This window comes from Streptomyces sp. SM1 (assembly GCF_002910825.1).
GTDB classification, from domain to species: Bacteria; Actinomycetota; Actinomycetes; order Streptomycetales; family Streptomycetaceae; genus Streptomyces; species Streptomyces okerensis.
In genome coordinates, this window is sequence record NZ_NEUB01000636.1 from 1 (window position 1) to 8,002 (window position 8,002).

Annotated in this window: 7 protein-coding genes; 5 read left to right on the forward strand and 2 right to left on the reverse strand. The window is 71.2% G+C overall.

Translation table 11 applies throughout. From position 1 onward, the window contains the following. Positions 1–1,137: streptophobe family protein (locus tag B9S61_RS16340; RefSeq protein ID WP_219819923.1), on the reverse strand; the 1,137-nt coding region annotated here is incomplete at its 3' end. Positions 1,138–1,378: 241 nt separating this feature from the next. On the opposite strand from B9S61_RS16340, the gene B9S61_RS16345 reads away from it, so the two are divergent. Beyond that, entirely contained in the window at positions 1,379–3,895 is a 2,517-nt protein-coding gene (locus B9S61_RS16345; protein WP_181007388.1) for an FHA domain-containing protein, read from the forward strand. 90 nt (positions 3,896–3,985) lie between these two features. On the opposite strand, the gene B9S61_RS16350 is transcribed toward B9S61_RS16345, so the two are convergent. Next, positions 3,986–4,720 carry a transglycosylase SLT domain-containing protein gene (locus B9S61_RS16350; protein WP_103542917.1) on the reverse strand — a complete coding sequence of 245 codons (735 nt, stop codon included), beginning with the start codon at positions 4,718–4,720 and terminating at the stop codon, positions 3,986–3,988. A 590-nt stretch (positions 4,721–5,310) separates the two neighbouring features. On the opposite strand from B9S61_RS16350, the gene B9S61_RS16355 reads away from it, so the two are divergent. The 4 genes from B9S61_RS16355 to B9S61_RS16370 form a co-directional block, all read left to right on the forward strand. Beyond that, positions 5,311–6,456, forward strand: a complete 1,146-nt coding sequence (locus B9S61_RS16355; protein WP_103542918.1) for a GAF domain-containing sensor histidine kinase — start codon at positions 5,311–5,313, stop codon at positions 6,454–6,456. Next, complete coding sequence (locus B9S61_RS16360; RefSeq protein ID WP_103542919.1) at positions 6,449–7,090, forward strand: response regulator transcription factor; 642 nt, start codon at positions 6,449–6,451, stop codon at positions 7,088–7,090. Before B9S61_RS16355 ends, B9S61_RS16360 begins: the two co-directional genes overlap by 8 nt. Before the next feature lie 155 nt (positions 7,091–7,245). Then, positions 7,246–7,491 carry a chaplin gene (locus tag B9S61_RS16365; protein ID WP_103542920.1) on the forward strand — a complete coding sequence of 82 codons (246 nt, stop codon included), beginning with the start codon at positions 7,246–7,248 and terminating at the stop codon, positions 7,489–7,491. Between the two features lie 326 nt (positions 7,492–7,817). Next, on the forward strand, positions 7,818–8,002 hold a 185-nt coding region (locus B9S61_RS16370), incomplete at its 3' end, for a transposase (RefSeq protein WP_146064863.1).

Here is an 8,002-nt window from a genome sequence, read left to right on the forward strand (position 1 = left end):
GCACCACCCGGCGAAACCCGCGGCGCCCGGCCGCGCCGCCGGCACCGGAGTGCGTACCGCCGTCAGTACCCCGGCCAGCAGCATCATCAGCGCGGCGGCCACCCCCAGCAGCCACATCCGCCCGTCGAGCTCCGCCATCCGCCCCAGCGTGACGGGCCGGTCCGAACCGGCCCCCAGGAGCTCGTCCACGGGGTACGGCAGCACCCCGAGCAGCGCCCCGCTCGCCCGTCCGTCCCAGGGCACGAACAGGCCGACCGGTATCCCGAGCCACACCCCGTTCGGCGCCCCCAGCAGCGCCGCCCCCGCGATCCGCCGGGGATGGTCGTCGCCGATCGCCGCGTACCCCGCCGCGGCGAGCCCCGCCGCCACCGCCACCAGCAGCACCGTGACCACCGCCGACACCGCCGGCCGCACCCCCCGGTGCATGACGTCCCAGCCGCGCGGCAGAGGCGTACGGCGGGACGCGCACAGCGCGACGAGCAGCACACCGGCCGACCAGCCGAACCCGCCGAACAGCGTCGGCACCGTGTCGACGGTGAACCCGACCGCCGCCGAGGCGTCGACGAGATCACCGACCCGGTCCGGCAGCAGCCCCCCGACGTCCCCCAGCCCCGGAATCTCCAGACCGCCACCGCCCGTGCCCGGCGGGCCGGCCGGCCCGAGTGAGCTGCCGTCGATGGTGACGACGTCGTGCCCGGCCCAGACCAGCCCGCCCGCCATCGCCACCGACAGCGCGACCACCGCTCCCACGCGGGCGAGGAGTTCGGCGGTACGGACCGCGGCTCCCGCCGCCCGCAGGGAGCGCAGAAAGAAGCAGGAGAGCAGCAGCGCCCCCACCAGGCTCACGCCCAGTGGCGTGAAGTCGATGGCCGTGTCCGCCTCCGCGCCGGACAGCCCGTACGCGGACACGTCGCCGGACGGCGTGACCGAACCACCCGCCCCCAGCGCCACCACGGCGGCGGTCAGCGGGCCCGACGAACCGGCCGCGTCCGCGTCCAGGAGACGCAGGCCGAGCGCGGCCGTCCCCGCCATCCCGATCAACGCCCAGCTCACCGCGGCGACCGCGGACATCAGCACATCTGCCCACGGCACGCGCGGGCCCGGCCCCGCGTCGCCGACGCTCGTGGCAGCACTCATGGCAGACCCCCCGATCCGCGGCGCGGCAGCAGGGCCGCGCGTGTCCCCCTCGCGTGGTTTACCACTCTCCGGGCCGATTTCAACCCCGCCGACGCACACCGGTGGATGCGTTGGTGCGCGCTCGTGACAAGGCCCGGCTTTCGGTCGGAGGGCCGAGCCTGAAATAGTTCCTCCCGATGTTCGACATCCCTAGACTCCCTGCGATGGGGGAAATTCGGGGGACAACTCAGTGGGGCATGGAGTGCCGGAACTCGTACTGGAATCAAACGGACGGACCTGGACGCTCGATCCGTCCAGGGCTCACACCCTCGGACGTGATCCGCAGGGGGACGTCGTGCTGGACGACGCCAGGGTCTCCTGGCGTCACGCCACGATCAGCTTCAACGGGCGCAGTTGGGTCATCGAGGACCACGGCAGCACCAACGGCACGTTCGTACAGGGGCAGCGGATCCACCATCTGGAGCTCGCCTCCGACACGGTGCTGAACCTCGGCAACGCCACCGACGGGCCGCGCGTGACGCTGTCCGGCGTCGGCGCCGCGGCCCCGGCCGCCACGCCGCAGGCACAGCAGCCGTACGCCGCCCAGGGCGCGAACGCCGGCTGGGCCCAGCAGGCGCCGCAACAGCAGCAGCCCGCCCAGCCCGGCTGGCAGCAGGCGGAACCGCAGCAGTCCGCGCCGCACATCCCGCGGCAGCAGGGACCCGGCAGCGGCGCGGGGGCGCCGCCGGTGTGCGGCGACCGCAGCCCCACCACGTTCCACCAGTTCTCCCTCGGCCGTGTGATGCGCATCGGCCGTGCGCTGGAGAACGACCTGGTCGTCTCCGACCTCCAGGTCTCCCGCAACCACGCCGAGTTCCACTCGACGCCCGACGGGCGCATGGAGATCCGCGACCTCGGCTCGCACAACGGCACGTACGTCAACGGTCTGCCGATCACCAAGGGCGGATCGCAGCTGCTCGGCCCCACCGACATCGTGGGCGTCGGCCACTCGACGTTCCGGATCGTCGGCGACCGGCTCGAGGAGTTCGTCGACACCGGTGAGGTGTCCTTCTCCGCCCGCCATCTGACCGTCACGGTCGACGGCGGCAAGCAGATCCTCAAGGACGTCTCCTTCGGGGTCCCGGAGAAGTCGCTGATCGCGGTCATCGGACCGTCCGGCTCCGGCAAGTCGACCCTGCTCAAGGCGCTCACCGGCTACCGGCCCGCCGACCAGGGCGAGGTCCTCTACGACAACCGGAACCTCTACAAGCAGTTCGCCGAGCTGCGCCAGCGCATCGGTCTGGTCCCGCAGGACGACATCCTGCACAAGGAACTGACCGTCAAGAAGGCCCTCAAGTACGCGGCCAAGCTCCGCTTCCCGGCCGACACCACGGCCGCCGAGCGCGACGCCCGCATCGACGAGGTGCTGCGCGAACTGAAGCTGGACCCCCACAAGGAGAAGAAGGTCACCTCCCTCTCCGGAGGCCAGCGCAAGCGCGTCTCGGTGGCCCTGGAACTGCTCACCAAGCCGTCGCTGATCTTCCTGGACGAGCCGACCTCCGGCCTCGACCCGGGCATGGACCGCGATGTCATGCAGCTGCTGCGCGGCCTCGCCGACGACGGCCGCACCGTCCTCGTCGTCACCCACTCGGTGGCCGAGCTGGCGAGCTGCGACAAGCTGCTGGTGATGGCGCCGGGAGGCTCGGTCGCCTACTTCGGCCCGCCCGAGGAGGCACTGAACTTCTTCGGCTACGACACCTGGGCCGACGTGTTCTCCGCCTTCGAGAACTACCGCGACTACGACTGGGCGGGCCGCTGGAAGGGCTCGCAGCACTACCAGATGTACGCCGCGGACATCGACGCGGTCGCGCCGCAGTCCGTACAGGTGCCGCAGATGCAGGCCATGCGGCCGCCGAAGCCGCAGAGCTGGATGTCGCAGTTCGTCACCCTGGTGCGCCGCTACGTCTCGGTGATCGTCTCCGACAAGGGCTTCCTCGCCCTGATGGTGATCCTGCCGGCCGTCCTCGGCGCGGTCAGCCTGCTCATCGACGCGGACAAGGGCCTGCTGCCCAATCCGCCCAACCCGGAGACCGGCCGGATCATCCCGAACGGCACCGCGACCACGGTGCTGCTGATCCTCGCCGTCGGCGCCTGCTTCGCGGGCGCGGCGAACTCCGTACGTGAGCTGATCAAGGAACGGGTCATCTACGAGCGGGAGCGCGCCACCGGCCTGTCCCGCTCGGCGTACCTGATGTCGAAGGTGTTCGTGCTCGGCATGATCACCGTGCTGCAGGGCCTGCTGGTCGGTGTGATCGGCTTCTCCAGCCGGGAGCTTCCGGAGGAGGGCCTGGTCTTCGGCGGCTTCACGCTGCTGGAGCTGTCCGTGCCGATCATGGCGCTCGGTTTCACCTCGATGATGTTCGGCCTGATCATCTCCTCGCTGGTGAAGACCGCCGAGAAGACCATGCCGCTGCTGGTGATGTTCGCGATCATCCAGGTCGTCTTCACCGGCTGCCTGTTCGCGCTGCACGGCTCGATCGGCGTCAACCAGTTCTCGTTCCTGATGCCGTCGCGCTGGGCGGTGGCCGCCTCGGGCGCCACGCTGGACTTCAACAGGATCAGCCCGCCGGAGACGGCCGGCGACACCGATCCGCTGTGGGAGCACACGGTCGGGGCCTGGGCGATGGACATGAGCGCGCTGATGGTCCTCGGCGTGATCTGCGGCTTCTTCGTGGCCCGCTTCCTGCGCCGCCACGAGCCCGAGGTCATGCGCAAGTGATCCGGGCCGGACGGCCCCGAAGGGCGGCACCCCGTCAGGAGGGTGCCGCCCTTCGGCGTCCGTGTTCGCGTGAAGAGGTCCGCGCCGACCTCAGTACGCGCTGTCGACGTTGTCCATGGTGCCGTACTTGTCGGCCGCGTAGTTGCAGGCGGCGGTGATGTTGGCGACCGGGTCGTAGATGTTCTTCGGGGTGCCCGGGACGTGGTAGGCGTCGAACGTCGGCGGGATCACCTGCAGCAGCCCCTTGGACGGGATGCCGTTCTGGGCGTTGACGTCCCAGAGGTTGATCGCCTTCGGGTTGCCGGAGGACTCCCGCATGATGTTGCGGTGGATGCCGTCGTAGGAGCCGGGGATGCCGTGCTTCTTCATGATGGCCAGGGACTCACGGATCCAGCCGTCCAGGGTGTTGCTGTACGTCTTGGGAGCGGCCTTCTTCACCTCGGCGCGCTCGGCGGCGCGGCTCGCGGTCTCCTTGGCCTGGCGGGCCTTCTCGGCCTCGGCTTTCGCGGCGGCAGCGGCGGCCTTCTTCTCGGCGGCGGCCTCGGCCGCGGCCTCCTTCTTCGCCGCGATCCGCTCGATCTTGACGCTGGGACCGGCGAGCTGGTCGGTGACGCCGGCCTTGACGCCCTGGATCGGCTCGGCGCTGTACTCGACCTTCGCCGCGGGCGCGGAGGCGGCCTCGGCCGTCGTGGTCGTGGACGCGTTGCTCGGGACGGCCGAGAAGCCGATCGCGGCGGCACCGAGAGCGGCGACACCCGCGACGGCGAGCTTGTGGTGACGGGTCAGCGCACGACTATGGCCACGGGTCAGGATGTTCTTGGACATGCGGGACGGACCTCTTCGAATAGCGCGGAGGTCGCTCAATGTCCGGCGGGGACAGGGTGCTTCCGGCACAAACGCCGCGGTCCGAAAACCCACGGCGCTGAGCGACGCAGTCATTCTTAGCGGCCGCAAAATGGCGAGGCAAAGGTGTGACGTACGAAGCCGGGTAGTGGACCCGGGAGGGGCAAAGGGGGGCAGATGTGGCAGTACGCCCCGCTCATGAGGTCGATATGCCTCTCCTACTCCCCTTCGTACGTGATGTGCGCCCTATGCCCGGCCTCACACCGGCCGCCCCTCGATCTCACGGGCGGTTGCTGGAGCAATGCACTGTGTGAGGGGGGTCCGGACGGTGCGGTCACGTCCCCCGGGAGGACCGGACGCACAGCCCGGACGCATGCCGCGTACGGCCTCCGCGCAGCGGCTCCTCGTACCCGCCACGCCGGCCGGTCGCCGCCCGCCCGGCACGCACCGCGCGGCCCCCGGTTCTACGCCAACGGCCGCGGCGCGGGACCGGCGGACCTAGGACCATCGCCCGGCCGACCGCCGTCGTCCGCCCGATCCGCGCCGTCACGGCCCACCGGTACCGTGAGGACATGAGCCACGGCCCCCGGTCCGGCCTCGCCGCGGTCAGTACCGCGTTGCTGGCCATGAGCAGGCACCTCGAGGTGCGCGACGTCCTCAAGACGATCGTCGCCTCGGCCCGCGACCTCCTCGACGCCCAGTACGCCGCCCTCGGCGTGCCCGACGCCCACGGCGGCTTCGCCCAGTTCGTGGTCGACGGCGTCGGCGAGGACCAGTGGAAGGCCATCGGCCCCCTCCCGCGCCAGCACGGCATCCTCGCCGCGATGCTCGACGAGGCCACACCGCAGCGGCTCGCCGACGTACGCCGCGACCCGCGCTTCGGGGGCTGGCCCAGCGCCCACCCCGAACTGGCCGACTTCCTGGGCCTGCCGATCCGCGACGGCGACGAGGTCATCGGCGCCCTGTTCCTGGCCAACAAGAAGTCCTCCAGACCCGAAGGCACCTGCGGTTTCACCGAGGACGACGAGGAACTGCTCGCCATCCTCGCCCAGCACGCCGCGATCGCCCTCACCAACGCCCGGCTCTACGAGCGGAGCCGCGAGCTGACCATCGCCGACGAACGCTCCCGCCTCGCCCACGAGCTCCACGACGCCGTGAGCCAGAAGCTCTTCTCCCTCCGGCTCACCGCGCAGGCCGCCGCCCGCCTCGTCGACCGCGACCCCTCCCGCGCCAAGGGCGAACTCCAGCAGGTGGCCACCCTCGCCGCCGAGGCCGTCGAGGAACTGCGCGCGGCCGTCGTCGAGCTGCGCCCCGCCGGCCTCGACGAGGACGGACTGGTCGCCACGCTCCGCACCCAGACACAGGTCCTCGACCGCGCGCACACCGCGCGGGTCACCTTTACCGGCCACGGCGTACGCGCGCTGCCCGCGGCCCAGGAGGAAGCGGTACTGCGCGTCGCCCAGGAGGCCCTGCACAACGCCCTGCGGCACTCCGGCGGCGAGCACGTCGACGTCACCCTGGACCGCAGGGGCGGCGGGGCGGTCCTGCGGGTCAGCGACGACGGCAGCGGCTTCGACCCGCGCGTCGTCCGCAGCGCGGGCCGCCATCTCGGCCTCGTTTCCATGCGGGACCGGGCGAGCGGCGTCGGCGGCAGGCTGAGCGTGGAATCGGCGCCCGGCAAGGGCACCACGATCGAGATGGAGGTTCCCGGTGGCTGACGCGATCAAGGTGCTGCTGGTTGACGATCACCAGGTGGTACGCCGGGGCCTGCGCACCTTCCTCGAGGTGCAGGGCGACATCGAGGTCGTCGGCGAGGCCGCGGACGGCGCCGAGGGGGTCGCCCTGGCGGAGGAGCTGAAGCCCGACGTCATCCTCATGGACGTCAAGATGCCGGGCATGGACGGCGTGGACGCGCTGCGCCGGCTCCGCGAACTGGACCACCCCGCGCGCGTGCTGATCGTCACCAGCTTCACCGAGCGGCGCACGGTCGTCCCCGCCCTCCGCGCGGGTGCCGCCGGCTATGTGTACAAGGACATCGACCCCGACGCGCTGGCCGGAGCCATCCGCTCCGTGCACGCCGGGCACGTCCTGCTCCAGGCCGAGGTGGCCGGCGCGCTGCTGTCCCACGAGGAGACCGGCTCGGGCCCGGGCCGCGGCGGCTCCCTCACCGAGCGGGAGCGCGAAGTGCTCGGGCTCATCGCGGACGGCCGCTCCAACCGGGAGATCGCCCGCGCCCTGGTGCTCTCGGAGAAGACCGTGAAGACCCACGTCTCGAACATCCTGATGAAGCTCGACCTGGCGGACCGCACCCAGGCCGCCCTCTGGGCCGTACGCCATGGGCTCAGCGGCTGACCGGACGCGGCGACCGGGCGGAAGGTTCCCCTCCGGTGCGAGATTCATACCGTAGTGGGAATGTCCCCCGGACGGCCGTATCCATCGCCCGCTCCGGCCGTTCTCCAATGCACGCCGCGGCACCTGCCGCGGTCATCGCGAGGAGGGCTCGGAAAGTGAAGAACCTGAAGAAGGCAGCGGCCGTGACGATGGTGGCCGGTGGCCTGCTCGCCGCCGGAACCGGAATGGCCTCCGCCACCGAGGGCAGCCACGCCCACGGCGAGGCCGTGGGCTCCCCGGGCGTCGTCTCCGGCAACGTCATCCAGGTCCCGGTCGACGTCCCGGTCAACGTGTCCGGCAACAGCGTCAACGTCATCGGCCTGCTGAACCCGGCCTTCGGCAACACCGCCGTCAACCACTGACGCGAAGCCCCGGCCGCCAGGCCCCCGCCCAGGCGCCGGGGCTCACCCCTGCCCCGCCCCTCCCCGTTATGTTTTCCGCGGTCCTGCAAGAGGGCCGCTGGCCTCCGGGCCCGGCATGACTGTTGCCCCCTGTCGAAGGCATGACCTGGGGGGTGGTGTCACCGGGCCCGGGAGGTGCCGTCGGAGACGCTGATGAGAGGTCCGGCCACCGTCCGGTCCGGCGCAATGCCGGACAGCTCGCGGGCGGCAGGTCTGCATAACGTGGATGCGCGAGTACGACACCGATGCCGAGGCCGGCACCGTCAACACCCCTTGGGAGGGGCGCGATGTTCGAGACCGAAGACGTGGGCGTGTTCCTGGGCCTGGACGTCGGCAAGAGTGCTCACCACGGCCACGGACTCACCCCGGCCGGGAAGAAGGTCTTCGACAAGCAACTGCCCAACAGCGAGCCGAAGCTGCGGGCCGTCTTCGACAAGCTGACCGCGAAGTTCGGCACCGTCCTGGTGATCGT